Source organism: Shinella sp. (assembly GCF_035998705.1).
Taxonomy (GTDB): domain Bacteria; phylum Pseudomonadota; class Alphaproteobacteria; order Rhizobiales; family Rhizobiaceae; genus Shinella.
In genome coordinates this window covers 347,785-373,227 of sequence record NZ_DASYHH010000022.1, presented here as the reverse complement: position 1 = coordinate 373,227, position 25,443 = coordinate 347,785, and the positions used below count along the sequence as shown (strand labels likewise).

Annotated in this window: 20 protein-coding genes, 1 tRNA gene and 2 pseudogenes; 14 read left to right on the top strand and 9 right to left on the bottom strand. The window is 62.6% G+C overall.

Annotated features, from left to right (window positions below; translation table 11 throughout):
* Positions 1-53: 53 nt before the first annotated feature.
* Complete coding sequence (locus VGN93_RS18480) at positions 54-335, bottom strand: GNAT family N-acetyltransferase (RefSeq protein ID WP_327508600.1); 282 nt, start codon at positions 333-335, stop codon at positions 54-56.
* A 142-nt stretch (positions 336-477) separates the two neighbouring features.
* Between VGN93_RS18480 and VGN93_RS18475 the strand changes: the two genes are divergently transcribed.
* Positions 478-927, top strand: coding sequence for a paraquat-inducible protein A (locus VGN93_RS18475; protein WP_327508599.1), 450 nt, complete (start codon positions 478-480; stop codon positions 925-927).
* 64 nt (positions 928-991) lie between these two features.
* Here VGN93_RS18475 and VGN93_RS18470 read toward each other — a convergent pair whose 3' ends face one another.
* Positions 992-1,267: a DUF1153 domain-containing protein gene (locus VGN93_RS18470; RefSeq protein WP_319321127.1), complete on the bottom strand. Its 276-nt coding sequence runs from the start codon at positions 1,265-1,267 to the stop codon at positions 992-994.
* A 438-nt stretch (positions 1,268-1,705) separates the two neighbouring features.
* Between VGN93_RS18470 and VGN93_RS18465 the strand changes: the two genes are divergently transcribed.
* The 3 genes from VGN93_RS18465 (at position 1,706) to VGN93_RS18455 (ending at position 4,048) form a co-directional block, all read left to right on the top strand.
* Positions 1,706-2,455: a helix-turn-helix transcriptional regulator gene (locus VGN93_RS18465; protein WP_327508598.1), complete on the top strand. Its 750-nt coding sequence runs from the start codon at positions 1,706-1,708 to the stop codon at positions 2,453-2,455.
* 186 nt (positions 2,456-2,641) lie between these two features.
* Positions 2,642-3,838, top strand: coding sequence for a tRNA 2-thiouridine(34) synthase MnmA (mnmA, locus tag VGN93_RS18460; protein ID WP_319321131.1), 1,197 nt, complete (start codon positions 2,642-2,644; stop codon positions 3,836-3,838).
* Between the two features lie 133 nt (positions 3,839-3,971).
* Positions 3,972-4,048 (top strand) — tRNA-Met (locus tag VGN93_RS18455).
* On the opposite strand, the gene VGN93_RS31335 is transcribed toward VGN93_RS18455, so the two are convergent.
* Together VGN93_RS31335 and VGN93_RS18450 are read right to left on the bottom strand one after the other, a co-directional pair.
* Complete coding sequence (locus tag VGN93_RS31335) at positions 4,005-5,138, bottom strand: recombinase family protein (RefSeq protein ID WP_414714125.1); 1,134 nt, start codon at positions 5,136-5,138, stop codon at positions 4,005-4,007. The genes VGN93_RS18455 and VGN93_RS31335 overlap by 44 nt on opposite strands.
* 312 nt (positions 5,139-5,450) lie before the next feature.
* Positions 5,451-5,744, bottom strand: a pseudogene (locus VGN93_RS18450) (hypothetical protein); the annotation flags it as partial.
* Between the two features lie 95 nt (positions 5,745-5,839).
* On the opposite strand from VGN93_RS18450, the gene VGN93_RS18445 reads away from it, so the two are divergent.
* Positions 5,840-6,685 (top strand): hypothetical protein, encoded by an 846-nt coding sequence (locus VGN93_RS18445; protein ID WP_327508597.1) that lies wholly within the window; start codon positions 5,840-5,842, stop codon positions 6,683-6,685.
* 209 nt (positions 6,686-6,894) lie between these two features.
* On the opposite strand, the gene VGN93_RS18440 is transcribed toward VGN93_RS18445, so the two are convergent.
* Positions 6,895-7,974, bottom strand: coding sequence for a type I restriction endonuclease (locus tag VGN93_RS18440; protein ID WP_327508596.1), 1,080 nt, complete (start codon positions 7,972-7,974; stop codon positions 6,895-6,897).
* 390 nt (positions 7,975-8,364) lie between these two features.
* Between VGN93_RS18440 and VGN93_RS18435 the strand changes: the two genes are divergently transcribed.
* Both VGN93_RS18435 and VGN93_RS18430 read left to right on the top strand, forming a co-directional pair.
* A complete protein-coding gene (locus VGN93_RS18435; protein ID WP_327508595.1) occupies positions 8,365-9,006 on the top strand; it encodes a hypothetical protein in 642 nt (213 codons plus the stop codon).
* A 110-nt stretch (positions 9,007-9,116) separates the two neighbouring features.
* Positions 9,117-9,278: a hypothetical protein gene (locus VGN93_RS18430; protein WP_319321195.1), complete on the top strand. Its 162-nt coding sequence runs from the start codon at positions 9,117-9,119 to the stop codon at positions 9,276-9,278.
* 162 nt (positions 9,279-9,440) lie between these two features.
* On the opposite strand, the gene VGN93_RS18425 is transcribed toward VGN93_RS18430, so the two are convergent.
* Positions 9,441-10,280, bottom strand: a complete 840-nt coding sequence (locus VGN93_RS18425; RefSeq protein WP_327508594.1) for a fumarylacetoacetate hydrolase family protein — start codon at positions 10,278-10,280, stop codon at positions 9,441-9,443.
* A gap of 119 nt (positions 10,281-10,399) precedes the next feature.
* Here VGN93_RS18425 and VGN93_RS18420 point away from each other — a divergent pair, with 119 nt between their 5' ends.
* Entirely contained in the window at positions 10,400-11,074 is a 675-nt protein-coding gene (locus VGN93_RS18420; RefSeq protein WP_327508593.1) for a GntR family transcriptional regulator, read from the top strand.
* A gap of 3 nt (positions 11,075-11,077) precedes the next feature.
* On the opposite strand, the gene VGN93_RS18415 is transcribed toward VGN93_RS18420, so the two are convergent.
* Positions 11,078-12,505, bottom strand: a complete 1,428-nt coding sequence (locus VGN93_RS18415; RefSeq protein ID WP_319321204.1) for an efflux transporter outer membrane subunit — start codon at positions 12,503-12,505, stop codon at positions 11,078-11,080.
* Between the two features lie 654 nt (positions 12,506-13,159).
* Here VGN93_RS18415 and VGN93_RS18410 point away from each other — a divergent pair.
* Positions 13,160-13,378 (top strand): hypothetical protein, encoded by a 219-nt coding sequence (locus VGN93_RS18410; protein ID WP_319321206.1) that lies wholly within the window; start codon positions 13,160-13,162, stop codon positions 13,376-13,378.
* A gap of 158 nt (positions 13,379-13,536) precedes the next feature.
* Positions 13,537-15,093 (top strand): VOC family protein, encoded by a 1,557-nt coding sequence (locus VGN93_RS18405; protein ID WP_327508592.1) that lies wholly within the window; start codon positions 13,537-13,539, stop codon positions 15,091-15,093.
* 54 nt (positions 15,094-15,147) lie between these two features.
* On the opposite strand, the gene VGN93_RS18400 is transcribed toward VGN93_RS18405, so the two are convergent.
* Together VGN93_RS18400 and VGN93_RS18395 are read right to left on the bottom strand one after the other, a co-directional pair.
* Entirely contained in the window at positions 15,148-15,705 is a 558-nt protein-coding gene (locus tag VGN93_RS18400) for an NADPH-dependent FMN reductase (RefSeq protein WP_327508591.1), read from the bottom strand.
* Positions 15,706-15,777: 72 nt separating this feature from the next.
* Positions 15,778-16,731 carry a ring-cleaving dioxygenase gene (locus VGN93_RS18395; RefSeq protein ID WP_327508590.1) on the bottom strand — a complete coding sequence of 318 codons (954 nt, stop codon included), beginning with the start codon at positions 16,729-16,731 and terminating at the stop codon, positions 15,778-15,780.
* Positions 16,732-17,108: 377 nt separating this feature from the next.
* Between VGN93_RS18395 and VGN93_RS18390 the strand changes: the two genes are divergently transcribed.
* The 4 genes and pseudogenes from VGN93_RS18390 to VGN93_RS18375 all read left to right on the top strand — a co-directional run bounded on the left by VGN93_RS18390 (position 17,109) and on the right by VGN93_RS18375 (position 25,175).
* On the top strand, positions 17,109-19,427 hold the full coding sequence (locus tag VGN93_RS18390; RefSeq protein WP_327508589.1) for a methyl-accepting chemotaxis protein: 2,319 nt from the start codon (positions 17,109-17,111) through the stop codon (positions 19,425-19,427).
* Between the two features lie 529 nt (positions 19,428-19,956).
* Entirely contained in the window at positions 19,957-21,021 is a 1,065-nt protein-coding gene (locus VGN93_RS18385; protein WP_327508588.1) for an efflux RND transporter periplasmic adaptor subunit, read from the top strand.
* A complete protein-coding gene (locus VGN93_RS18380) occupies positions 21,018-22,091 on the top strand; it encodes an efflux RND transporter periplasmic adaptor subunit (protein WP_327508587.1) in 1,074 nt (357 codons plus the stop codon). Before VGN93_RS18385 ends, VGN93_RS18380 begins: the two co-directional genes overlap by 4 nt.
* A pseudogene (locus tag VGN93_RS18375) lies at positions 22,088-25,175 on the top strand (efflux RND transporter permease subunit). Before VGN93_RS18380 ends, VGN93_RS18375 begins: the two are co-directional and overlap by 4 nt.
* Positions 25,176-25,443: the final 268 nt, after the last annotated feature.

Genomic DNA, 25,443 nt, shown 5'->3' with positions numbered 1-25,443 from the left:
CGAGCGGCCGGAAGACCGCTCACGAGGGCTCTTCGCGTTGCGTCGATTTCCGTTCAGAGATTGACGACGTCCTGCCAGTCCTGATGGCGCATCGCCTGTGCCCGGAAGAAGGGGCAGAGCGGTATGATCTTCCAGCCGCCCGCGCGCGCCGCCTCCACGGCATGGGCGGCAAGCGCCTGGCCGACGCCCTTGCCGCGCAGCGCATCCGGCACGCCGGTATGATCGACGATGATGAGTTTCGGCGAGGTGCGGGAATAAGTCACTTCCGCCTCGTGCCCCTCGACGGTGGTGGAATAGCGGCCCTTCGAGCCGGTTTCTTCGCTGCGGATCTCCATGATGCTCCTCGCTTGCGGTTGCGTTGGCGCCATCCTTTCCTGTCCCGGCCGATCCGGCAAGGCATCAGGATGTGAACAGAGCGTGCTGCACTGGCGCTAGGGCAATGCTATGCAGACCACATCGTAACCCCGATGTGTGCCCATGATTCTTGCCGTTCCCGTTCTTCTCGTGCTCTCCGCGCTGTTCCTGGCCTTCGGTCTCGTCCTGCCGCTCGTGCGCTTCGAAAAATTGTATTTCTTCAACGAGACGCCCTCGCTGATCGATATCGTCGTCTCGCTCTGGGCGCAGGGCAGCGGCGGGCTTGCCGTGCTGGTGGTCCTGTTCTCCATCGTCTTTCCGGTCGTCAAGCTGTTCGCCATCGCGCTGGAGGCGACGACGCCCACGCCCGCCGACGGCAAGGCGCATTGGATCGCCCGGCTGCTGCCGCTGCTTGGCAAATGGTCGATGATGGATGTGATGCTGGTGGCGCTGGTCATCGTCGCGGCGAAGACGAGCGGCATGGCCTCGGCCTTCACCCAGCCCGGCCTGTGGTTCTACGCCGCCTCGGCCATCATGACCGGGCTCTTGCAGATGAAACTGCAACGCCATTGAGGCGTCAAAACGAACTGCGGCCGCGCAAGGCGCGACCGCAGGTGGTCTTGATCAAAATGGGACGCTAGTGGCGGTACTGCTGGATGCGCGTGGTGCGCAGGCCGGCAAGGCCATGGTCGGTGATGGAGGACTGCCAGGAGAGGAATTCTTCGACCGTCAGCGTATAACGTTCACAGGCTTCTTCCAGGCTCAAGAGCCCGCCGCGGACGGCGGCGACGACTTCTGCCTTCCGGCGAATCACCCAGCGCCGCGTATTGGCCGGCGGCAGATCGGCAATTGTCAGAGGGCTGCCATCGGGGCCGATGACGTATTTAACGCGTGGTCGTATCAGATCGGTCATTGGACTCTCTACATAAACTCAAGACCATATTCCCGAACTGTAGCTTGCCACATTTAAGATTTGCCTAAACGCATGCTAACAATTTTCTAATCATTTGAGCGGCTTCGCCGGTCGCGTGGGGCTCTGTAAGCCCCGGTTTCCGTTACGTTTGCCATGCATGCTCGCGCGGCGGTCGCATGGGAGCCATGCAAATAAAACGTTTCTCTTTTATTCAAACGCTGCTAATAAGCCCCAAAATTTGGGGGCGGCATCGTTGATGTCACCGGAAGCCCCCAGGATGCATCCAAATGAATTCTATCCGCGCGCTGTTTCCCTTTGGGACATGGCTGGCGCGGCGTTTTTCGTCGCGCTTGTCCGCGATGGTGCTCCTGTAATTTTCCGGACAGAGAATGCACACGAGCCCGGCGCGCGTTCTGCGCCGGCTGTTGGAAACGGAAAATGAGAGATCCAGACAACATGCTCCTGCAGCAGGGTTGGTCGCCCGAATTCCTGTCGACGGCCAATATCGAATCCGTGCAGACCGAATATGAGGTGCTGCACCTCATGCGCCAGTGCGCCAACCATTTTCGCTTCAGCCATTTCCTGGTGTCGCGGTTCCCGGCCAATGCGCAGCAGCGCTTTGCCGAACGCCTGCTCGTCAGCAACTGGCCGGCCGATCTCGTGCGCAAATATGATGCGATGAACCTGTTTCACGCCAGCCGGCTGGCGATCGAGACCGGCATGACGAAGCTGCCCGTTCAGGGCGACAGTTCGCTTCTCGCTCCGTCCGACTTTGAAAGCGGGCAGGCCGGCGAGGCGATTGCGCTGGCCGAAAGCCACGGCCTTTCCGCCTCCACCGCGCTCCTCATGCATTCCACGACCTCCGATCCCTATCTGATGGTGTTTTCCGGCACGCGCTCCCCGCTCGCCCGTCCGGAACTGACGGAGCTGCATTTCGCCGCCCTCCAGCTGTTCGAATGCCTCGAAAAGACCTTTGTCGCGGCCACCGCAGGCCGGGAAAAGCTGTCGAGCCGCGAGGTGGAGTGTCTGCGCTGGGCGGCGGCCGGCAAGAGCAGCGACGAGATCGCCGTCATCCTCGGCATCTCCGTCTATACCGTGAGCAGCTATTTCAAGAGCGCCACCCGCAAGCTCCAGGCCGTCAACCGCATGCAGGCGATCGCCGTCGCGCTGCGCCTGCGGCTCATCTGATCCGGCGCGGCCGGAACGACGAGGTTTCCGGCCTTCTCTTGCCCTCGGCGGGGCAAGTTTCTATATGTCGCCCGAAGGCGCGCTCACGAAGAGGGCACGCCGCAACGGCCGGTTTGCGGCCTTTCAGCCAAAGGTGCCCTGCGACACGTCATGAAGGTGGCGACGCAGCACCGGAACGGACCGCGCGTGAACAGTCTCGATTTCGACCGGAAGCCAGAAGATACGCGTGTCGTCGTCGCCATGTCGGGCGGCGTCGACAGTTCCGTCGTGGCCGGAATCCTGAAACGCGAGGGCTATGACGTTCTCGGCATCACCCTGCAGCTCTATGATCATGGCGCCGCCGTGCACCGTGCCGGCTCCTGCTGCGCCGGCCAGGACATCGACGATGCGCGCCGCGTCTGCGAAACGCTCGGCATCCCGCATTATGTGCTCGATTATGAAAAGCGTTTTCGCGAGACGGTGATCAACCCGTTTGCCGAAAGTTACATCGCCGGCGAAACGCCGATCCCCTGCGTCGCCTGCAACCAGACCGTCAAGTTCGCCGATCTCCTGGCCACCGCCAAGGAACTCGGCGCGGATGCGCTGGCGACCGGCCACTATATCCGCTCGCGCCCGAACCCGACCGCCGCAGCGCCTGAGCGCCGCGCGCTCTACCGTCCGGTCGATGCGGAGCGCGACCAGAGTTATTTCCTCTTCGCGACCACCCAGGAGCAGATCGATTACCTGCGCTTCCCGCTCGGTCATCTCTCGAAGGCGGAAACAAGGGCGCTTGCCGAGGAGATGGGCCTCGTCGTCGCCAAGAAGGCCGACAGCCAGGACATCTGTTTCGTGCCGCAGGGCAAATATACCGATATCGTCAACAAGCTGAAGCCGAACGCGGCGCTCGCCGGCGACATCGTGCATATCGACGGCCGCGTGCTCGGTCAGCACGACGGCATCCTGCATTATACGATCGGCCAGCGCCGCGGCATCGGCATCGCGACCGGCGAACCGCTCTACGTCGTCTATCTCGACGCCCGCTCGCGCCGCGTCATCGTCGGCCCGAAGGAAGCGCTGGAAACGCGCCGCCTCTATCTGCGCGACATCAACTGGCTCGGCGACGGCGATCTCGAAACCGTTGCCGCGGCCGGTTTCGATTGCTACGCCAAGGTGCGCTCGACCCGCCCGCCGCGTCCCGCCCGCCTCCAGTCCGGCCCCGGCGGCATCTATGTGGAACTGGCGGAAGGCGAAGCCGGCGTCGCTCCCGGCCAGGCCTGCGCGCTCTATTCCGGCGAAGGCGAAGACGCCCGCATCTACGGCGGCGGCTTCATCCAGCGCTCGGAACGCGAAACGGCGGCGGAAGACGCCCTCAAGCGCATCCTGTCCGCCCCGGTCGCCGCCTGAAAAGCCACGCCCGCCAAGGCCTTTGCGGACAAAGCGATTTTTGTGCGAACGTCGCTTGACACCCGCGGGAACAGCACCTTATAAGCCGCCCACCGGACGGAAAACGGACTTCGTTTCCATCGTCCCTTCGGTCGGCGGAGTAGCTCAGTAGGTTAGAGCAGAGGAATCATAATCCTTGTGTCGGGGGTTCGAATCCCTCCTCCGCTACCATCTGCCCCCCCAACGAATGACCATAGCCGATAAAATCGGTTTGGCCCGTCAGCGCGGCGATGTAGGTCACGACATCGACCTCATAATCGCCCTCAATCTCACCGTCTCCAACGATGATGTGCGAGACCGCAGCGCGGAACGCTTCTGATGCTGCACGATCGAAGATATTACCCTCATTCTCGATGACCTGTTTGATGCGCTCAAGCTTGCGAATGAACTGACGGAGCGCGCTCGGGTGAAGCTCGACCTTCGGCACCTTGCGCTGTGCTTCTTTCAAGCTCTCCGCTAACTGGCCCCGCTCTACCTGCAATTCCTTCAAGCGGGCCTCGACGCGATCCATCGGGAACGTGCCATCACCATAGAGCTTGATGAGGCGATCCTGCTCGGCCGTCAGCTTGATCAGATTGCGTTCTATTTGGCCGGCGTGCTTGGCCGCCTCGTTGATTTTGGACCGCTCCTTTTCGAAAAAGCGATCGATATATTCCTGCGTTGCCTCGGGGCGTCGAAGCAGATTGAGCATACCGTCGATCACGCCTCCCTCGATCCGATCGAGGCGGTAGCTCTTGTTGTTCGTGCACGATCCGCTTTCGGAATATCGAGAGCACCGCATGCGCACAGTACCTCGATACACCCCCTTCGAAGCCATGCCGCCGCCGCAGTAGCGGCAGCGCAGGAGCCCGGAAAAGATGCGCTTCGGCTTGTTCGCGCGGCGATGGTTCTCATGATCGTGACTGCGCACTGCCTTACGCTTTTGCACAGCGTCGTAGAGAGCGGCGGGCACAATCCGTAGTTCGGGCGCCAGGGCGGTCTTCCACTCGCTCTCCGGGTTCTGCCGGCTCACGCGCTTGCCGGTGTCGGGATCGCGCACCATCTGCACGCGGTTCCATATGATTTTCCCCTCATACATCGCGTTTTGCAGGATGCCGTAGTTGCGACCCTTGTTGCCGTTAATCGTGCTGGCATTCCATTTCGAGCCTCGCGGCGGGAGAATGCCCTCATCGTTGAGCTGCTTGGCGATATCGCGCGGCGACATCCCACCGAGATACATGCGAAAGACACGGCGCACCACCTCGGCCTGCTCTTCGTTGATCGTGCGCTCGCCAGGGCGGCCGAGGACAAGATCATAGCCGTAAGGCGCTGGCAGATACGACGAATGGAGGGCGCTTCATTCCTTGGCGTCGAATAGTGAAGGATATGCCAGCGGAGCCGGCTGAGGCGGGCGAGAGTGCGCGCGAGCGCCTCCGGCGGCTGGATACCTCTCGGAAGCGTTTCTCGCGCATGAGGGCCGCCTGCTTGGATGCTGGCGCGATCGAGGTGGATCAGGAGCGCGGCGTCAGATTGACCCTGGCTGGAGAAATTGCGGTTACGGAGATCGGCCCGTCCCTCCGCTCTACGGTCGATCCTTGCCTCGCATCCGCCTGATGCTCTCGGCGAGGTCTGGAAATACCTCGGCGAAGGGCCGAGCGCGGGCAAGCTCCTCGTCAGTCGCCGGCCGCTCTATCTCGGGATCAGGGCCTATCAGTTCGCCGGTTGCGGTGTGAACCCACCATCCATCTCCGTCCCGATGGATGCCTCCGGCTTCGATGAGCGCGCGCATCTGGCGATCATAGACCTCCCAACGGCGCTGCATCTCTGCATCGCCCTCTCCGGTATCAGGGAGGTCGCCCGTTTCAAAGCTCGGCCATTTTTTCTTCATGAACACCACCGCTTCTGTGAAGCCTAGAACGAGCCATCTTTCTCAGAAGTCGCAAACCATCTACGCTTCACCTAACGATAGCATGTGGGGCAGGAATGACCGACGAAAAGCCGAAAGCCGACCGAACTTCGACATTGCCATATGGCGCGGGAAAGAAATTGTGTTGGTTCGGCGGAGCGTCGGTCCTGTGGATAATCATTTCTGGAGCAATCGGTCTCTATCTGGGCGTTCCAGACGGTGCAAACACCTGGGGCGATTTTCTAGCCGGGGTGTCTGCTCCGGCTGCATTCGCGATGCTATTTGCCGCTGTGTGGATACAATCTGACGAGCTGCGCGAGCAGCGAAAGGAACTCGGATTGACGCGGGAAGAGCTTAAACTCACTCGCAAGGAATTTGTCGAAAATAGAAAGGTGATGAAAGAACAAGCCGAGCAGGCAACGAAGCAGGCAGAGTTCATTGCAGCTCAAACTGACATCCTTCTTCGGGACCGAACTGATGAAGAATTTAAGGTCCGGCTCCGGCTTCTTCGGACATTCGTCACGTCAACTTTCGACGCGAAATATGGATATGTAAAAAATAGCGGCAACAGGGCCATCGAAGATACGGGCCTAATGACCGGCGCAATGCCGACAGACCCGGAGAAGTTTTTTATCAAACTGTGCAAGCGCCTTTCCGGCGCGCTTCCGGTTAAGCCTGATGAAACCTCTGAACCAAAGACCCGCGAACTAGCTCAAATGCCGCTCGACGCTCTCGTAATGTTGAACGGAAAGCTTCGCCGGTTATTGGAAATGGAGGAGAGGCTATCGGGTTCGATGGCGGCAGTGTTGCAGTCGGTCAATCTTCCTTACGTCGTTGAACAGTTGAATTCCTTCAATGAAAAACGATGGAAAGAGGAGCCTGACTATCAAGCTGGCCCGCGCGACGCACATATTGATGGTTAGAAGCCCTGCAACGCGAATGGGTATTCAAACCCGAAAACCTGAAAAAACAACGAGTAAGTCGCGTTGATCGAATTCGGGGCGGTGAAAAGAATTCGCCTCCGCTACCAAAAAATTTCTGCAAAAAACTAGCGGTTTTTGCGGATATGGTATGCCGGGATATCCGGCGTTTAATGCCGTATCTCGTTCGCATTCAATTTTTGAGTTTGCGCTCAACCACCGTCGGCGATTGATGCTTTAATCTCCCCATATTTTTTCGCGGTCCCGCGCAATCTCTCACTATGATCGTAAATCTGGTCGAGGGAATCGATAATCAGCCGCTCTTCATTTTCGCCATCGAAGAGACCGATGTACTTGACCGAGCGATTAAACCACAAACGGGCGAGGGGGCGACGATTGTTGTTGTCGATAAGAATGCCGCAGTAAGACTTCTGATCCCGCATGACGACCCGCTTCGGGCTGATCGTGTCGCGGACGATGGCTTTGACAATCATATAACCCTCCCGCTCTTCCTCAGTCGTTACGACTTCCGGCTCATCTGCTGTGGGCTCGTCGATCTTTTCGATAACCTCCTGTGTATCGGCCAAGGCGCTGGACAGCCGGTTCTTCACTGCATCCATAATGACTTCGCGAAAGGCGGTTCGCACGACGCCCGTGAGCATCTCCTTCGCCTGCGCTCGTAGTTGCCCTTCGTAGACGTTTCGCGATACCAACCGTACAAAGTCTTCCGAAGGCTCTTCGATGAGCTTGGATATCTCCTGTTTGATGCCCGATGTGTATTTCAGTCGCTCGGCAGTCGCCAGAATTGCCGAAATATCGAAAGTGCCCTTCTCGAATTTTCTCAGTTCAGCAATAATTCCCGAGTTGAAATCGGTGACGTCGAAGACAAAGAACGGGCGAGTATCGAGTTTATTAGTCGCCTCCAGGTCAGTGTAGAAGTTGAACGTGCGGCCGTTGGTCAAGATCGCGAACTTCGCGTTTGTGACGGTAAAATATCGGAAAAGCTGGTCCAGGTGCTTTTTCTCAAGTTGGGCGGAGATGGGCTTGCATTCGATCAGAATGCGGATCTCTCCATCTATCTTGATTGCATAGTCGACTTTCTCTCCTTTCTTGCCGACAGCATCGGCAGTGAACTCTGGCACCACCTCAGTAGGGTCAAAGACGTCGTATCCCAGCGCACGAAGGAACGGCAAGACGACTGCGGTCTTAACCGCTTCCTCTGTGGCCATGGTGCTGGAATGCGACTTTACACGCTCTGCAATCGCTCGCAGGCTTTCTTCTATCGTGCTCATTCAGTCCCCCACTCGTTTAAAGTGAAGCGTCGCGCAGAGAAGGGCTCACGTCAAGTTGCATTATGAGTGGCCGAGACAGACAGCGAGGGTTGTGGCGAGAGCAAAGGCCACGACAGACAATCCTGCGACGAGCAATGCGAACTGCAGGGAGGACAATCTATCCAGCCAAAATTTCCGTTGAAGGTCCTCTGCAAGCACCTTGAGCTTTTCGCGGGGGTTTGCCCACTTAACACGTCGAAATTTGTAGACGTTGTTGACCATCGCGACACGGTAGAACGTCGCAGGTTAAATCGAGGTTAGCCTCGATCCGGTGTGAGGCCTCCCCCTCTCCACATCCCGGTAACCATATCTTCAAGAGATCGGAGCACTGTCTCGCGCAGGAGACAGGTGATGGTGAAGAAGACGACCAGGCGGAAGAAGGCGTCGGGGACGAAGCGTTCCACGGCGGCGCGGCGGGGCGGCATGGCGCATTGGTATGTGCTGGGCGCGGCCGTCGTGGGCGGGATTCTCTATATGGACAATTGGGTGCCGGGGCCGGAAACGGCGGCGACCGGGATCCGGACGGCGTCCATCGAGCGCAAGGCGAAGACGGTCGAGCGCGAGGCTGTTTTGGCGCGGCCGAAGCAGCGGCCGGTCGAGGCGGTGGAGCAGGCGCTGCCTGCGGCAGAGAAACTGCCGGCGTTCTCGGGAAAATGGTTCATCTGCACCACGCAGACCGATTATTGCGTGCTCGACGGCAGCACCATCCTCTATGCCGGCCGCAAGGTGCGGCTCGCCGATATCGATGCGCCGGCGATTGCCGATGCACGGTGCGATGCGGAGCGTTCGCGCGGCGGCGATGCCAAGTTGCGGCTGCGCGAAATCCTGAACGAAGGCGATGTGACGCTGGTTTCGGCCAAGAGCGGTGCGGCGGGAAAGGCCAAGGCGGCGCCGCATCTCGTGCTGCGCAACGGGCAGTCGATCGGCCATCGACTGGTGCGCGAGGGCTTTGCAAAGCCCTGGACGGGGCGTCATCAATCCTGGTGCAGTTGACGGTTTTGACGCTTGCACAACCTGTACCTTTCCGGCACAAGCCATGCGCAAGCCTGCTTCCCTATGCTTTCCGTCAACCGGGATGGTGCCGGCTGGAAAGGGACAATGACATGTCGAACGACCTCGAGCGCTACAGCGATCCGGACAATGCAACGGTCGCGCTCTTCCTCCTCGAAAACGATGCGGACGAGCTGACGGACATCCTGGTGGCCGCGCTGAACGAGGCCTTCCGCATTCTCGACGACGAAGCGTCGCCTGCAACCTTCCACTGATCGCCGAGACGAAAGAGGGGCCCTTGAGGCCCCTCTCGCTTTTTAGAGTTTGTCAGGGAAAAGTGGGAATCGGTTTTCCCGAAAAGACAAACGAAAACAAAGGAAACTAGAGTATGTCTGGTTCAGTCTGAACCAGACATACTCTAGGGATTGCGAAGCGAATTAGCTTACAGCCACGACCTGGCGCTGCGTGCCGAGGCCGGCGATGGAGACCTCCATGCGGTCGCCGGGCTTCAGGTAACGCGGCGGCTTCATGCCCATGCCGACGCCGGGCGGCGTGCCGGTGGTGATGACGTCGCCAGGCTCGAGCGCCATGAACTGCGAAATGTAATGCACGAGGAAGGGCACCTTGAACACCATGGTGCTCGACGAACCGTTCTGCACCAATTCGCCGTTGACGCTGAGCTTCATGGCGAGATCGCCCGTTTCCACCTCGTCCGTCGTCACCAGCCAGGGGCCGATCGGTCCGAAGGTCGGGCAGCCCTTGCCCTTGGTCCACTGGCCGCCGCGCTCGATCTGGAAGGCGCGTTCGGACACGTCGTTGCACACGCAGTAGCCCGCCACATAGTTGAGGGCGTCGGCTTCCGAGACATAGGACGCGCGCTCGCCGATGACGACGGCGAGTTCCACTTCCCAGTCGGTCTTTTCCGAGCCGCGCGGGATGAGGATCGTGTCGTCCGGGCCGACGATGCAGGAGGGTGCCTTGTTGAACAGCACCGGCTCGCTCGGCACCGCCATGCCGCTTTCCGCCGCGTGGTCGGCATAGTTGAGGCCGACGGCGATGAAATTGCCGACGCGGCCGACACAGGCGCCGAAGCGGCTGTCTTCCGGGGCGAGCGGCAGGCTCTTCGGATCGATCGCGGCGAGGCGTTTCAGGCCCTCGCGGCCGAGCACGTCGCCGGCAATATCCGGCACCACGCCGGAGAGGTCGCGGACCTTGCCGTCCGCATCGATCATTCCGGGCTTTTCCGCGCCCGCCGCGCCAAAGCGCACCAGCTTCATGAGAATCTCCGTAAACTGCCAGTTTCACCGATTTCGGTTGCGCGCACCTTCCATCCGGTTTTACATCGAGTCAATGATTTTCGAAAATCCATGTGATTTTATAAGTTGGGTGAGGGGCGATGGACCAGAAGAAGCCGGGCGGGCGCACGCTTGCGGGCGATGCCTATGAGGCGATCCGCCAATCGATCCGCACCGGCGCGGTGAAGCCGGGCGACCGGCTGCGCTTCACCGATCTCCAGGCCCTGTGCGGCATGAGCGTGACGCCGGTGCGTGAGGCTCTGGCGCGGCTGACGGCAGAAGGTTTTACCGTGCTGGACGATCACCGCGGCTATAGTGTCGCGGTCCTCTCCCTGGAGGAGCTGCGTAACATCACGGCCGCGCGGCAACTCTGCGAGGGCGAGGCGCTGCGGCTGTCGGTGACGAAGGGGGATGGCGATTGGGAAGCGGGCCTGATCGCCGCGCATCACCTGATGGCGCGCATCCCGCAGGCGCGTGACGATATTCCGTCCGCCATGCGGGAGGATTGGGAAGCGCGGCATGCGACGTTTCACGCGGCGCTGATCGCCGCCTGTGGTTCGCCGATCCTGCTGGAAATCTGTGAAAAGCTGTTCTCGCGCGCCGATCGTTACCGGCGCATGTCGGTCAGCCTGTCCGGCGGCACGCGGGACGTGACGGGCGAACACCGCCGGCTGATGGAGCTTGCACTGGCGCGCGATGCCGAGGAGGCTGCTGCCGCACTCCGCGAGCACTACGGCCGGACGGCCGCAGCGCTCGAGGGTTTTTTGAAGGCATGACGCTTATTTGCTGGCGACGGCCGTCGGCGCACCGATCTCCGCGCCGCCACCGATCGCCACGTTGAGGGCCACATAGTCGCGGGCAAGCTGGCGAATTGCCGAAGCGAGCGCCAGGCGGGCATCGGCGACGTTGCGTTCGGCATCGAGCACGTCGAGGATCGTGCTGGCGCCGCCGCGATAGCTTTCGCGCGCGAGGTTCAGGGTCTGCTCGAAGGTGCTGACGACCTTGCGCAGGGCTGCAACCGTCTGGCCGTCGCGGATCAGCGCCGTCTGGGCGTTTTCCACTTCCTCGACCGCCTGCAGCACCGTCGACTTCCAGGTCAGGTACTGCTGCTCGGCTTCAGACCGGGCGATCTTGACCTGTGCCTTCAGCGAGCCGCCGTTGAAGATCGGCAGGGAAAGCGTCGGGCCGAAGGACCAGCTCGTCAGGTTGCCGGTCGCAGCTTTGGTAAAGTTGCGCGTCGCGCCGATCGAACCGCCGAGCTCGATGCTCGGATAGAGATCGGCTTCCGCGATGCCGATGCTGGCCGTTGCCGCCTGCAGGCGACGCTCGGCCGCGCGGATATCCGGACGGTTGCGGATGAGATCGGCCGGCACGCCGGTGCGCGTCGCATAACGCGGCATCGGCTGGGACGAGCCCTTGATCAGGCTGGAGGTGATCGTGCTGGCCGGCACGCCGAGCAGCGTCGCGATGTGGTTGGCCGCCTGGTGGAAGCCGGTTTCAAGCGCCGGCAGGTCGGCGAGTGTCTGGTTGACGAGACCCTCGGCCTGCAGCACGTCGAGGTTGGAGGCGGCGCCCGCTTCCTTGATCTCGTTGGTGAGCTTTAGCGTTTCGCGGCGCGACACCAGGTTCTTGCGGTTGAGCGCAAGTGCTTCCTGGTAGTAGCGTGCATTGACATAGCTCGATACGAGATCGGAGAGATAGGCGAGGCGAGCAACGCCGACGTCGTCATAGGCGGCGTCGAGTGCGGCATTCGCGGCTTCCTTCGACCGGCGGTACTGGCCGAAGAAATCGAGCAGCCAGGAGGCGCTCAATCCGGCATTCAGCGACTTCGTCGACGAGGAATCGCGGCCCGAGGTACGGCGCAGGTAGTTGCCGTCCTGGCCGCTGGCATTTGCGTCCGCTGAAGCGCCGAGGCTCGGCAGCGCGCCGGCGCCGGCGACGATGACATTCTCCTCGGCCGCGGTGATGCGCTCCAGCGCCTGCCGCACGGTGAGGTTTTCGCCCAAGCCCTGGTGCACGAGATCATTGAGGCGCCGGTCGCGGAAGGATTCCCACCACGGATTGAGCGACACACTCTCGCCGCTCGTCGCCTTGCTTTCCGAAAACTTGGCCGGAAGGGCGGTGTCGGGCTTCTGATAATCGGGACCGACGACGCAGCCCGACAGGAGGAGCATGCTCAGAGGAAAAAGCGTCCTGGTGAAATTCATGGTCATACCTTGTCGGCCGTCTCGGCATATTAACTGAACAAAATCGAGATTCACTCTTTATTCATGTTTGGACGGAAGATCGAGCCCCCGCCCAAAAAAGAATGGTCCCACAACGTTTTTTCCCCGCTTCCCTTGAAGGGTGTGTCCGCCGTGCAACTGGGGCAATTGCTCCAATGCTGCGCCTTTGCCCGCTTAGCGGAAGCATTTGATTTTGAACGCCCTGCCAGGTTGCGTCACGGCATTTCCCCGGAATATCCGTCTTCGCGACATATTTTCCTGAAAAATGCTGCAAGCGCGAACATTATTTTGCGATTCGATTTGTCACACAAATTCAGCAGCAATTTTTTCCAAAATTCTGCCGATTCCATTGACAAAGAAAGGAGAGCTGACTATGTGTTGGAGCATCGCATGAGGACCGCATGCGTTTCCCCCCGGTCCACCCTGACGCCTTCGATTTAAGGCGTCAGCGCCAACAAGAGGGAGTGTGTCATGTACTATATCAACTGCATCGCCTCCGTGCGTGTGGCGTGCTCCTGTCGTGAAACGATTACAGGGAAAGCGCATACGGCCCTCCGCCGAATGTGAGTTGGTTTCCCTCTTCGAATTAAGCGCAAGTTGAGAATTGGCTGTGCCCTCGGCACGGCAGGAGTTGTTATGCAAAAGCAGGTTATCGAAATCGGTGGTGAGGCCGTTGGCGTTGTCGTTCCCGATGAGGATCGATTGAAGTTCGTCGCGGTCAAATATTCCGTGTGGGATCTGGATTCCCAGCGCTTCTCGTCTGCAGACGAAGTGCGCATGGCGATTCGCCGTCTCCTCAACGATCCGTCCGCCTCGACGCGGGCGCTGTCCCCGGCCAATATTGCGGCCGCCTGAACCCGAATTCTGAACGATCTGGCGCTGCCCGCGCCGGACATCGGCCGGCCTCGCTCGTCAGCGGGGCCGGTCTCGTTTTGTGGACAGTGCTTTCACCGGCCGCCTGCTGGCGCGCGCTGCCAAATCCTGCTTGTGTACCTCCCGAAAGGAGGTGCTCCATGACCAGCGGCATCCATCACATCACGGCGATCACCCGGAAAATCCAGGCGAATGTCGATTTCTACGTGGGTTTTCTCGGCCTCCGGCTCGTCAAGCGCACGGCGGGTTACGAGGACGCCGACCAGTTGCACCTGATTTACGGCGACGCGGTCGCGAGCCCCGGCTCGCTGATCACCTTCCTTGCCTGGGAAGACGGCTCCCCCGGCCGCGTCGGGCTCGGTCAACCCTCCGAGATCGCGCTCGCCATTCGCCCCGAAGCGATCGGCTTCTGGCTGACGCGCGCGCTGACATACAATATCGCGCTTACCGGGCCGGCGCAGGAATTCGGCGAACCCGTGCTGCGGCTGAAGGATCCGGACGGCATCATCGTCAAGCTTGTCGGCGAGCGGGAGGTCGAAGGGCCAGCGCCGCATGTCACACGCGAGATCGCGGCAGCGGATGCCATCCAGCGCATTCGCGGCGCGACGATCCTGTCGGAAAAGCCGGCGGAGACGGCGGCCTTCGTCGCCGGGCATTTCGGCTTTCGCAGGGTTGCCGAGGCGAATGGCATCACCCGGCTTGCGGGGGAGGCGGGCGATGTGCTCGACATCCGCAATGCCAGCGGCTTCTGGACGTCGGCGCCCGGCACCGGCACGATCGATCATGTCGCCTTGAGGGCGCCGGACCGGGCTGCCGTGGAAGCGGCCGCCGCGCGGCTTGCAGCGGAAGACGCGGGCGATACCAACATGCACGACCGGAAATATTTCTATTCGCTCTATGCGCGCGAGCCCGGCGGTTCGCTCGTCGAATATGCGACGGACGGCCCGGGCATGGCGATCGACGAGCCGGTGGAAACGCTTGGCAGCGCCCTGTTCGTGCCCCGGCATTTCCGGGCCGATCCGGATGATGTCCGTGCCCGGCTTCCGCAGTTTTCGCTGCCGGGGGAGGAGCGCATGCGCGAGCGCGACCTGCCGTTCGTGCACCGGCTGCACCGCCCGGATGAGCCGGACGGCACGGCCATCGTGCTGCTGCACGGCACCGGCGGCAACGAGACGAGCCTGCTGCCCTTCGGCGCACGCCTGGCGCCGCGTGCCGCGTTGCTCAGCCCGCGCGGGCGCAGTTTCGACGAGGGCGTTCCACGGTTCTTCCGCCGGCTGACCGCTCTCACCTTCGACCAGAAAGACATTGCCGGTGAAGCGGAAGCCTTCGCGGCCTTCATGGAGGAGGCGAATGCGGCTTATGGGCTCGATCCGGCGAAAACGCTGTTCGTCGGTTATTCGAACGGGGCGAACATGATCGGCGCGGTCATGCAGCTCTATCCCGGCCTCATCCGCAACGCGGTGCTGCTGCGGGGCATGAACGTGCTGGAAAGCCAGCCCGAAGCCGATCTTTCGGGCACGAACGTGCTGATGCTCACCGGCCAGTCGGACCCCTACGGTTCGCATGCGGTGGAACTCGAAGCGCGTCTGAAGGCGGCCGGCGCCTCGGTCGAGAACACTGTGCTCGCCGCCGGCCACGATATCGGGGCCGCCGATGCGGAAATGGCGAAGGCCTACAAAGAGCGGATCATCGGCTGACAAAAAAGGGCGCGCCGGGAAACCGGCGCGCCCTTCTGATTCGCGCCGTTCCGTCTATCGCTTGCACTCCGCCACGAAGGCCGAAAAGCCGGCGACGAAGTCGCGCAGCTTCTTTTCCGTCGCCTCGTCGGCGATCTTTCCGTCCTGGATGACGGTGCCGGCGCGCGATACCATCAGCTTGGCGCCGAACCATGGCAGGGTGCCGAGCGTGCGCATCACCGGCAGCCAGGCTTCCTGCGAGAGCAGCGTGCCGAAGTTGCCGGGCGAGGCGCCGGTAATGGCAAAGGGTTTTCCGCCGAAGACACGGCCGATATCGGCGGAAGGGCGGCTCATCCAGTCGATGGCGTTCTTGAAGACGCCGGGAATGCCGTTGTTGTATTCCGGGGTGAAGAGCAGCACGCCATCGGCGGCGGCGACCTGGTCCTTCAGCCGCGTCACCGCCTCGGGGATGCCCTCGGCCGCCTCGACGTCGCCGTCATAGAGCGGAATGCCGTGGATCGAACCTTCGACGATTTCGACGCTCTCGGGCGCCATGGCGAGTGCGGCGCGCAGCAGCGCCGTGTTGAAGGAGCCCTTGCGCAGGCTTCCCGAGATGGCCACCAGTTTCGTCATCCGACGTCTCCTCTTGATAGCGGGCATAAAAAACCCCGGCGGACCGTTTGTCACGCCGGGGTTTTGTCTAAGTTAGGCGAGCGGCTTCAGCCGGGCCTCGATCTGCGCGCGGCGCGGCTCGAGGAAGGGCGGCAGCGACAGGCTCTCGCCGAGCGTTTCGAGCGGCTCGTCGACGGCAAAGCCCGGGCCGTCGGTGGCGATCTCGAACAGGATGCCGTTCGGCTCGCGGAAATAGAGCGAGCGGAAGTAGAAGCGCTCGACCTCGCCGCTGGAGGGCAGGCGGAAGCCGCGCAGGCGCTCCGTCCAGGCATGCAGGGCCTCCTCGTCCGGTGCGCGGAAGGCGACGTGGTGCACGGCGCCGGCGCCCTGGTGGGCGGTCGGCAGGTCCGGCTCGACGGCGACATGCAGCTCGGCTGCCGGGCCGCCTTCGCCCATCGAGAAGACATGCACGTCGCCGGCACCTTCCGGGTTCGGATAGGTCGAGGTCTCCGTCATGTTCATGACCTGCACCAGCACGGTCTGCGTGTTGCGGATATCCGGCACACTGAGCGTGATGGGGCCGAGGCCCTTGATCTGGTGTTCGGCAGGAACCGGGCTCTTCTTCCATGGGTTAGACGGTATGCCGGCATCGTCGACGACGAGGCGGAAGCGCTGGCCTTCGCCATCCTCGAAATCGAGCGTGGCGCGGCCGCCGACATCGCGGATCTCGCCGGCGCGGACCTTCAGTTCGGCAAATCGGGCCTTCCACCATTCGAGCGTCGCGAGGCTTGCGACACGCAGGCCGGTGCGCGCGATGCTGTGCGTGCCGCGCCGCTCATGGCCGACCGGCCAGTCGAAGAAGGTGAGGTCGCTGCCGGGCGAGGCGAGCCCGTCGGCATAGAACAGATGGTAGGCGCTCGTATCGTCCTGGTTGACGGTCTTCTTGACGAGGCGCAGGCCCAGCACCTTTGTGTAGAAGCGCAGGTTCTCCGGCGCATTCGCGGTGATCGCGGTCAGGTGGTGGATGCCTGTGAGCTGTAGAGTCATGATGAAACTCCTCCTCGGAAACGTCCGGGGCGTTCTGGTGCGTACCCCGCTATCGGGGCCTTGCGTCGAGGTGAATATCGCCCCTCGCATGCGCTGTCGGAAGACCGGGCGGGGCGAACGGATTGTTCACTTTTCCTGAACGCTCATTCCGTTCGCGACCGCGTCGGGTAGGCCGCCGTTTTCTATAGAGCGCTTTTCCACCCGTTCTGTTCCATTATCAGCTCATTCGAATTTTATCGTTTCATAAACCATGGGTCGCTTACGCTGCCGGCCTGCGAAATGACTTCGTCTTCTGCCCTGCCGCGTCCGCCGGCATGTCCCGCCATTTCCGATGATTGCCGCTACGGATTTTCCGCACGGATGCGAGGAGACGATTGATGCTGCCCAAGACTGCGACTGCCCGAAACATGTTCGCCATCGTGGCGGCCGGTGTTGCCATGACCGTGGCAACGGCGGGTGTTCTTCTCTCGTTGTCCTACAGGACCGTCGAAGAACGGTCGATTTCGGAAATGGTGAATGCAGCAGAGGCCAGCGCCGGCGAGGTCGAAACGACCTTCGCGCATGTCAAGGCATTGAGCTGGAACATGCGTTCGGCCCTTTTCGCGATGAAGGATGGCGGTGAGCCGAGCCGCGAGGCGTTCAATACGATGATGAAGCGCCTGCTGATGGACAACCCCATGGCTGTGGGTGTTTACACGGCGTGGGAACCGGAAGCCTTCGACGGCAAGGACGCCGAGTTCAGCAGCCAGCCCGGACACGACGCAAGCGGCCGCTACGTTCCTTATGTGATCCGGTCGAACGGCAGTCCGGTGATCGAACCTCTGGTCGACTACGACAAGCCAGGCCCCGGCGACTACTATCAGGTGCCGAAGAAAACCGGCAGTGACTTCCTCTCGGAGCCCTATCTGTACAGTGTCGGCGGCAAGGAGACGTTGCTGACGTCATTCGTAGTGCCACTCATGTTCGACGGCACCTTCAAGGGGATGGCGGGCGTCGACGTCGAACTCAATGCGCTTGCGACCGATATGGCGAAGTTGAAGCCGCTCGGCGACGGTTATGTCGCGCTCCTGAGCAAGGGCGGCAGCATTATCAGTCACCCGGATCGAGCAGTGCTCGGAAAGTCGCTGAAAGATTCGGGCCTCGACATTGCCGTCTGGCAGAAACTGCTCGACAATCCCGGCGAGGCCTTTGAGCTGACGGATGCTGCGGGCGTTGCCTCGATGGCGGTGGCAGTGCCCGTCAATCTTGATCCCGGAACGGTCTGGTTCGCCATCGTCGCGGTGCCGAAATCCGTTCTGTTCGCCAGCCTTTCGACCCTCGCGATGACGTCGATTGCCGTCATTGCGGTTGCCGCTGGCCTGCTGATTTCGATTGGCTGGCTGCTCGCCGCCCGCTTCCGCAAGCGGCTTGCGACGGTCATTACGGCCACGAGCCAGATTGCGTCCGGTCACACCGATGTCGATCTCTCGGAATCCGGGCGCAAGGACGAAATCGGCGAGATGGCCCGTTCGCTTGCCGTTCTGCGCGATGCGACGCTTGCCAAGGTCCGCCTCGAAGGCGAGGCCGCGCAGAACCGTGCGCTCTCGGAAGAGGAGCGCCGCCACCGCGCCGAAGAAGCCGCCTTGCGCGAACAGGAGACGCGCATCGCCGTCGAGGCGCTGGCCGAAGGCTTGCAGAAGCTCGCCGATGGCGACATGACGCACCGCATCGAGCAGGCCTTTGCCGGTTCGCTCGACGAGGTCCGCCGCGATTTCAATGCCTCGGTGGAAAAGCTGCAATCGGCGCTTCGCTCCGTCGGCAGCAATGCCAATGCCATCCAGGCCGGCTCGGCGGAAATCCGCGCCGCCTCCGACGATCTCGCCAAGCGCACCGAACAGCAGGCAGCCTCGGTCGAAGAAACCGCAGCGGCGCTGGAGGAGACCACGACCTCGTTGAAGGACGCAACCAAGCGGGCGGAAGATGTCGGCCAGCTCGTCGAGCGCACCCGGGCAGGCGCCGAAAAGTCGGGCGACGTCGTGCGCCGGGCGGTGAGCGCGATGAGCGGCATCGAAAACTCCTCGCGCGAAATCTCCAACATCATCGGCGTGATCGACGAGATCGCCTTCCAGACCAACCTCTTGGCGCTCAATGCCGGCGTCGAGGCGGCGCGGGCCGGCGAGGCGGGCAAGGGCTTTGCGGTCGTCGCGCAGGAAGTGCGCGAGCTCGCCCAGCGCTCGGCGAACGCGGCCAAGGAGATCAAGGCGCTCATCACCAAGTCCGGCGAGCAGGTCAATCTCGGCGTGGCGCTGGTCGGCGAGACCGGCTCGTCGCTCTCCGAAATCGTCAACCAGGTGCAGGAGATCGACCAGAACGTCGCGGCGATCGTGCGTTCGGCGCGCGAACAGTCGACCGGCCTCAACGAGATCAGCGCGGCGGTGAACTCCATCGACCAGGGCACGCAGAAGAACGCGGCCATGGTGGAAGAGCAGACCGCGGCAAGCCATGCGCTGGCCACGGAAGCCGCCGCCCTCAACAGCCTCATCGCGCAGTTCCGCCTGGCAGCGGGCGCCGTCGCGGACCGTCCGGTTGCCGCATCCACCACCGTGCATCGCCCGGCCGCGTCCGGTGCAAGGGCGCTCGGCAACACGCTCACCCGCGCCTTCGGCGGCGGGCAGGCCGCGACGGCAGCGGCGGCACAGGACTGGGAAGAGTTCTGAGCCATCCCGTCAGGCTGACAAAACGAAGGCGGCCCGGTTGAACCGGGCCGCTTTTTTGTTGGGCGGAAAAATGCGCACAAGTTTTGTGCGTTGCACAAGAATTGCCCAGGATAGGGACGCTCAGCGGCTCCGCTTTCATTAGGATATTCTTTAGTAATATGAAATCATTTTTCTATTTTATGCATTACCGAGTTGGCACGCTTCCTGCTTCTCTTCGGCAGGTCCAGAGGGGACCGAGATAGAAGCGTCCAACGAATGACGCTCCGGTAAAGCCGTCGTGCAGCTTGATGAAAACCGTTATGGTTTCGAAGCTGCCGACGGCTTTCTTGTTTCGGCTTTAGAGCGCTGAAAAACATGCTTTATTATATTTTTCTATCTTAGCGCCTCGCCGATTGGCTTTTTTCACCGGTTCCGCCACACTCGGCTGCGACAAGTTCAACATCCGGTGGTGCTGCGGCTTGTCAGTCTGATCTTCGCGATATAATGAGGACCCATATTAAATGGGTCACCTGCAAGGGTGGAGACGACAATGCTGAGACGAACGATGCTGGCGGCGCTGGCTTTTTCCGCCGTCGCCTGGCCGGCTCTGGCCGATGGCGCGCCACGGCCGGTGCACGTCGCGCCGGTTAAATTCCAGGAACGCGAGCAGACGATCACCATTACGGGCGAAGTCGTGGCGCGGGTGGAGACCGATCTGTCCTTCCGCGTCGGCGGGCGCATCACCGGCTGGTTCGTGGATGTCGGTGCGGCGGTCAAGGAGGGGCAGGTTCTTGCCCGACTCGATCCCGAAGAGCAAAAGGCGGATGTGGTGGCGGCGGAAGCGGGCGTGCGCGCCGCCGACGCGCAGCTGAAGCTCGCGCGTACCAATTTCGACCGCCAGAAATCGCTTCTGAATGACGGCATCAGCACGCAGCGCGATTTCGACGACGCCGAAACGGCATTGCGTACGGCGGAAAGCGCGCGCGAGGCATCGATCGCCCAGCGCGATACGACGAAGGAGGTGCTCTCCTACACGGAGCTGCGCGCGCCCGCCGATGGCATCGTCACCGGGCGGCTTGCCGAAAGCGGCCAGGTGGCGCAGGCGGCGCAGACCATGTTCACCATCGCCGACAACGGCCCGCGCGACGCGGTCTTCGAGGTCTACGAATCGCTGTTCTTCTCGCGGCCCTCCGAGGACGGCGTGGTCATCACGCTCCTCAGCGACGACCGCGTGCGCACGGAAGGCAGGGTGCGCGAGGTCTCGCCCACCATCGACGCGGAGACCGGCACGGTGCGCGTCAAGATCGCCATGGCCGAGACGCCGCCGGAAATGACGCTCGGCGCCTCAGTCGTCGGCGTCGGGTCGCTCGCGCCGCGGCGGGTGGCGGTCGTGCCCTGGCAGGCGCTCTCCGGCACCGATGGCAAGCCGGCGCTGTGGATCGTCGACAAGGCGAACGACACGGTCGACCTGCGCCCGGTCGAGGTCATGTCCTTCGAGACCGGTGCGGCGCTGATTTCCGGCGGCATCGAGGAGGGCGAGACCTACGTTTCCGATGGCACGAAGCTGCTCCGGCCCGGCCAGACCGTCACCGCGACCGAAGGGGCTGCGCCATGAGGATATCCATCCTGCTGACGACCGTCGTGCTTGCCGCGGCGGCGCTTGCCGGCTGCCAGAAGGAAGAGGAGGCCGCAGCACCGCCGCGTCCGGTCCTGTCGCTGGTCGTCACGCCCACCGCGCTGCCCGGAACGCGGTTTGCCGGCATGGTGCAGGCGAAGGTGCAGGCCGCGCTCGGTTCGCGCGTCGCCGGACGCCTCGTCTCGCGCACGGTGCATGTCGGCGACCTCGTGAAGAAGGGTGATGCGCTCGCGGTGCTCGACGCGACGGCCTATGAGCTTGCGGTGCGCTCGGCGAGTGCCGAGCTTTCCAGCGCCGAAGCCACGCTGTCCAGCGCGGTGGCGACGGAGGAGCGGCAGAAGACGCTGCTCCAGTCGAATGCCGCGGCACAGGCCGCCGTCGAAAGTGCCGAACAGTCCCGCGAAGCGGCGGATGCCGGGCTGGTCAGGGCGCGCACCGCGCTGGTGAAGGCGGAGGAACAGCTTTCCTATACCCGCATCCTGGCGGAATTCGACGGCGTCGTGGTGGCGACGGGCGCCGAGGTCGGCCAGACCGTTTCGCCCGGCGAGGCGATCGTCACGGTCGCGCGGCCGGATGAGCGCGATGCCGTGGTCGACATTCCGGAGACGGCGGAAACCATCGCGGTCGGCAGCCGGTTTACGGTGTCGTTGCAGATCAATCCGGCCGTGAAGGTCATGGGCACGGTGCGCGAAGTCGCGCCCTCCGCCGATGCCGTGACGCGCACGCGTCGCGTCAAGATCGCGCTGGAAAACCCGCCGGAAACGGTGCGGCTCGGCACGACGATCACCGCCGAACTGGAGGGGCCGGACCTGACCGCCATCATGATCCCCGAGACGGCAGTGCTCCGGAAGGACGGCAAGCCGCATGTCTGGCTCGTCGATGCCGGCAAGGGCGAGGTTCATCTGGCGCCGATCGAAACGGGCGCCGCTGTCGGCCGCAGCCTTCTCGTGCTGGGCGGGCTGAAGGACGGCGACCGGGTCGTCACCGCCGGGGTGAACAGCCTCGAAGAAGGCCAGAAAGTCAGAATCGAAGACGGGGCAAGCCTATGAAGAAATTCAACCTTTCGGACTGGGCGCTCGATCATTCGTCGCTCGTCTGGTACTTCATGATCGTCTTCGCGCTGCTCGGCTTCTTCACCTATCAGAATCTCGGCCGCGAGGAGGATCCCTCCTTCACCATCAAGACGATGACGATCAGCGCCGCCTGGCCCGGCGCCTCGGTCGAGGAGACGACGCTGCAGGTGACGGAGCGCATCGAGCGCAAGCTGGAAGAGCTGGAATCGCTCGATTTCACCCGCTCCATCACCACACCCGGCCAGACGCTGATCTTCGTCAACCTGAAGCCGACGACGCGCGCGCGGGACGTGGCGCCGACCTGGGTGACGGTGCGCAACATGATCAACGACATCCGCGGCGACTTCCCCTCCGGCGTCGTCGGGCCCGCCTTCAACGACCGGTTCGGCGATGTGTTCGGCAATATCTATGCCTTCACCTCCGATGGCCTGACCTCGCGCCAGCTGCGCGACTATGTGGAGGACGCGCGTCGGCGCATCCTCACTGTCGCCAATGTCGGCAAGGTCGATCTCGTCGGCGCGCAGGACGAGGTGATCTACCTCGAATTCTCGACGCGCCAGCTTGCCGCACTCGGCATCTCGACGCAGCAGGTCGTCTCGACTCTCCAGGCGCAGAACGCCATCGCGCCCTCCGGCGTCGTGCAGGCCGGCGGCGAACGCGTCAGCGTGCGGGTCGGCGGACAGTTTTCCTCAGAAGCCAGCCTTCGCGACGTCAATCTCAGGGTCAACAACCGCTTCTTCCGCCTGAGCGACATCGCCACCATCACCCGCGGTTACGAAGACCCGCCGTCGGCGCTGTTTCGTTTCAACGGCGAGGCGGCGATCGGGCTGGCCATCGGCATGAAGCAGGGCTCGAACCTGCTGGAATTCGGCGCGGCCGTGGAGAAGGAAATCGAGCTTCTCTCGCACGACCTGCCGATCGGCGTCGACGTGCACCGTTTCCGACCAGCCGAAGGTCGTCGAGGAGGCGGTTTCCGGCTTCACGCGGGCGCTGTTCGAGGCGGTCATCATCGTGCTCGCCGTCAGCTTCGTCAGCCTCGGCATCCGCGCCGGCCTGGTCGTCGCGCTCTCCATACCGCTGACGCTCGCGATCACCTTCGTCTTCATGTATTACGACGGCATATCCTTGCAGCGCATTTCACTTGGCGCCCTCATCATCGCGCTCGGCCTGCTCGTCGACGACGCGATGATCGCGGTGGAAATGATGGTGGCGCGGCTGGAGGCGGGCGATACGCTGCGCAAGGCCGCCACCTATGTCTATACGTCCACCGCCTTTCCCATGCTGACAGGCACGCTGGTGACGGTGGCGGGCTTCATCCCGATCGGCCTCAACAACAGTGCCGCCGGCGAATTCACCTTCAGCCTCTTCGTCGTCATCGCCATTTCGCTGCTCGTCTCCTGGGTGGTCGCGGTGGTCTTCGCGCCGCTGCTCGGCGTGACGCTCCTGCCGAAATCCATGAAGAAGCACCACGAGCAGAAGGGCTGGTTCGCCCGCACCTTCGCGCGCCTGCTCGACACCTGCATGCACTGGAAATGGACGACCATCGTCGCGACCGTGCTGATCTTCGGCGTCTCGGTCTTCGCCATGCGCTTCGTGCAGGAACAGTTCTTCCCGTCCTCCGACCGGCCGGAACTCATCGTCGACTGGTCGCTGCCGCAGAATGCCTCGATTGCCGAGACCAATGCGCAGATCGCCAAGTTCGAGGAGGAGAAGCTGAAGGGCAATCCCGATATCGAGCGCTGGTCCTCCTATGTGGGTCAGGGCGCGGTGCGCTTCCTCTTGTCCTTCGACGTGCAGCCGCCGTCGCCGGCCTTCGGCCAGACGGTCATCGTCGCCAAGGACCTGGCGGCGCGCGATCGTTTGAGGGCCGATCTCCAGGCCTATCTGCGCGAGACCTTCGTCGGCACGGATGCGCTGGTCAAGCTGCTCGACATCGGCCCGCCGGTCGGCCGGCCGATCCAGTATCGCGTCAGCGGCCCGGATATCGAGGAGGTGCGTAAACACGCGCTCGCCTTCGGCGAACTCGTCGGCAAGGACGACCGGCTCGGCGACATCGTCTACGACTGGAACGAGCCGGCCCGCGTGGTGAAGGTCGATGTGCTGCAGGACAAGGCCCGGCAGCTGGGCGTCACCTCGCAGGATATCGCCTCGGCGCTGAACGGCGTCGTCGGCGGCACGACCGTCACCCAGGTCCGCGACGACGTCTACCTGATCGACATCATCGGCCGGGCGCGGGCGCGCGAGCGTGAATCCATCGAGACGCTGCGCCAGCTCCAGCTTCCGACGGCAAACGGAACCTCCGTGCCGCTCGCGGCGGTCGCGAACTTCCGCTACGAGATGGAGCAGCCGGTCGTCTGGCGCCGCTCGCGCGAGCCGACCATCACCGTCAAGGCCAGCATCACCGGCGGCGTGCAGCCGGCGACGATCGTCGCGCAGATCGACAAGGACGTGTCAGCCTTCAGCGAAAGCCTGCCGACCGGCTACCACGTGGAAGTGGGCGGCACGGTCGAGGAGAGCGCGGACAGCCAGGCGCCGATCGTGGCCGTCGTGCCGCTGATGCTGTTTGCCATGGCGACGATCCTGATGGTGCAGCTCCAGAGTTTCTCGCGGCTGTTCCTCGTCTTCGCGGTGGCGCCGCTGGCGCTCATCGGGGTGGTCGTGGCCCTTCTCAGCAGCGGCGCACCGCTCGGCTTCGTCGCCATCCTGGGTGTCCTGGCGCTGATCGGCATCCTCATCCGAAACTCCGTCATCCTCGTCGTGCAGATCGAGGAACTGCGGCGGGAGGGCATGCATGCCTGGGATGCGGTGCGCGAGGCGACGGAACATCGCATGCGGCCGATCCTGCTGACGGCGGCGGCGGCGAGCCTTGCCCTCATCCCCATCTCGCGAGAGGTGTTCTGGGGGCCGATGGCCTATGCCATGATGGGCGGCATCATCGTCGGCACGGTGCTGACGCTGCTCTTCCTGCCCGCCCTCTACATCGCCTGGTTCCGCATCAAGCCGTCAGAAAAGGAAGAGTCCCCGCCGCCGCCCGAAGCCGAACCCCGGGAGGCGGCGTGAGTCGCCTCTTATTTTCGCCCATCTCCACCGTCATGGCTTTTCGCGGCGATGTCTTGACGCATGGGCAGGCGGGGAGATTGCGTTTTTTTTGCCGCACCCGCTGTGAAAAAGCCCATGGAAAAAGTTGATTTTCAACGCCAAAGAGGGAAGCGTCTTTTCAGGCCGTAACGAATGTGCAAGGGATTTGCTCCATGATATCGGTGGGGGCCGCATGGGTGGGACAAGGTTTGGTCATGGGACTTGACGAGACGTTGGAACTGCATGTCTA

What these genes read in the sequence shown, in the direction of transcription:
- VGN93_RS18425 (WP_327508594.1), bottom strand. Translation starts at nt 10,280, where the DNA reads ATGAAGCTGGTGCGCTTTGGCGCGGCGGGCGCGGAAAAGCCCGGAATG.
- VGN93_RS18470 (WP_319321127.1), bottom strand. Translation starts at nt 1,267, where the DNA reads ATGACCGATCTGATACGACCACGCGTTAAATACGTCATCGGCCCCGAT.
- VGN93_RS18420 (WP_327508593.1), top strand. Translation starts at nt 10,400, where the DNA reads ATGGACCAGAAGAAGCCGGGCGGGCGCACGCTTGCGGGCGATGCCTAT.
- VGN93_RS18390 (WP_327508589.1), top strand. Translation starts at nt 17,109, where the DNA reads ATGCTGCCCAAGACTGCGACTGCCCGAAACATGTTCGCCATCGTGGCG.
- VGN93_RS18465 (WP_327508598.1), top strand. Translation starts at nt 1,706, where the DNA reads ATGAGAGATCCAGACAACATGCTCCTGCAGCAGGGTTGGTCGCCCGAA.
- VGN93_RS18440 (WP_327508596.1), bottom strand. Translation starts at nt 7,974, where the DNA reads ATGAGCACGATAGAAGAAAGCCTGCGAGCGATTGCAGAGCGTGTAAAG.
- VGN93_RS18405 (WP_327508592.1), top strand. Translation starts at nt 13,537, where the DNA reads ATGACCAGCGGCATCCATCACATCACGGCGATCACCCGGAAAATCCAG.
- VGN93_RS18480 (WP_327508600.1), bottom strand. Translation starts at nt 335, where the DNA reads ATGGAGATCCGCAGCGAAGAAACCGGCTCGAAGGGCCGCTATTCCACC.
- VGN93_RS18435 (WP_327508595.1), top strand. Translation starts at nt 8,365, where the DNA reads ATGGTGAAGAAGACGACCAGGCGGAAGAAGGCGTCGGGGACGAAGCGT.
- VGN93_RS18415 (WP_319321204.1), bottom strand. Translation starts at nt 12,505, where the DNA reads ATGAATTTCACCAGGACGCTTTTTCCTCTGAGCATGCTCCTCCTGTCG.
- VGN93_RS18410 (WP_319321206.1), top strand. Translation starts at nt 13,160, where the DNA reads ATGCAAAAGCAGGTTATCGAAATCGGTGGTGAGGCCGTTGGCGTTGTC.
- VGN93_RS18380 (WP_327508587.1), top strand. Translation starts at nt 21,018, where the DNA reads ATGAGGATATCCATCCTGCTGACGACCGTCGTGCTTGCCGCGGCGGCG.
- VGN93_RS18400 (WP_327508591.1), bottom strand. Translation starts at nt 15,705, where the DNA reads ATGACGAAACTGGTGGCCATCTCGGGAAGCCTGCGCAAGGGCTCCTTC.
- VGN93_RS18385 (WP_327508588.1), top strand. Translation starts at nt 19,957, where the DNA reads ATGCTGAGACGAACGATGCTGGCGGCGCTGGCTTTTTCCGCCGTCGCC.
- VGN93_RS18395 (WP_327508590.1), bottom strand. Translation starts at nt 16,731, where the DNA reads ATGACTCTACAGCTCACAGGCATCCACCACCTGACCGCGATCACCGCG.
- VGN93_RS18445 (WP_327508597.1), top strand. Translation starts at nt 5,840, where the DNA reads ATGACCGACGAAAAGCCGAAAGCCGACCGAACTTCGACATTGCCATAT.
- VGN93_RS18430 (WP_319321195.1), top strand. Translation starts at nt 9,117, where the DNA reads ATGTCGAACGACCTCGAGCGCTACAGCGATCCGGACAATGCAACGGTC.
- VGN93_RS18475 (WP_327508599.1), top strand. Translation starts at nt 478, where the DNA reads ATGATTCTTGCCGTTCCCGTTCTTCTCGTGCTCTCCGCGCTGTTCCTG.